Origin of the sequence: Pseudomonas sp. MD195_PC81_125 (assembly GCF_014060985.1) — a bacterium.
Taxonomy (GTDB): domain Bacteria; phylum Pseudomonadota; class Gammaproteobacteria; order Pseudomonadales; family Pseudomonadaceae; genus Aquipseudomonas; species Aquipseudomonas parakoreensis.
Window position 1 is genome coordinate 1 of record NZ_JABULD010000631.1, and the last position, 808, is coordinate 808.

General features: G+C 60.6%; 1 pseudogene. It reads left to right on the plus strand.

The features are described 5' to 3' along the window. Positions 1-731: pseudogene (locus HT737_RS25190) on the plus strand (ATP-binding protein); the annotation flags it as partial. Between the last annotated feature and the right edge of the window lie 77 nt (positions 732-808).

Consider the following 808-nt stretch of genomic DNA (forward strand, 5'->3'; position numbering starts at 1 on the left):
CAGGGCCAGCGCTCGCAACTGGACGATCAGGTGCCGGTCGAGCTCGAGCCGTTGGTGGCGCAGATCAACCATTTGCTGGCGCACACCGAAGACAGTCTCAAGCGCTCGCGCAATGCGTTGGGCAATCTGGGACATGCGCTGAAGACCCCGCTGGCGGTGCTGCTGAGCCTGGCTTCGAACGAAAAACTCGACGCCCATCCGGAGCTGCGCAAGATCCTCAAGGAGCAACTGGAGCAAGTGCAGCAACGGCTCAATCGTGAACTTAATCGCGCGCGTTTATCCGGTGATGCACTGCCCGGTGCGCTGTTTGATTGTGATGCGGAACTGCCGGGGCTGCTGGCGACGTTGAACATGATTCACGGCGAGCATCTGACGTTGAGCTACGTCGCGCCGCCGGGGCTGCAATTGCCTTGGGATCGCGAGGACTTGCTGGAGCTGCTCGGCAACCTGTTGGACAACGCCTGCAAATGGGCGGATGCGAGGTGCGGCTGAGCGTGATCGAACGAACGGACGGTTTCGCCCTGAGCGTGGAAGACGATGGCCCGGGGATTCCCGAAGAACAGCGCACTCAGGTGTTCAGCCGTGGCACGCGGCTCGACGAGCAGACTGACGGACATGGTCTGGGGCTGGGGATTGTCCGGGATATTGTCGAGACGTGGGGCGGGTTGCTGGTGCTGGGCGAGAGCGAGTGGGGCGGGTTGAAGGTGGTGATCGAGTTGCCCAAACGCTAACCCCGGTTCCCCACAAACCCCCTGTAGGAGCTGCCGAAGGTGCGATCTTTTGATCTTGGTTTTTAAAAAATCAAAGT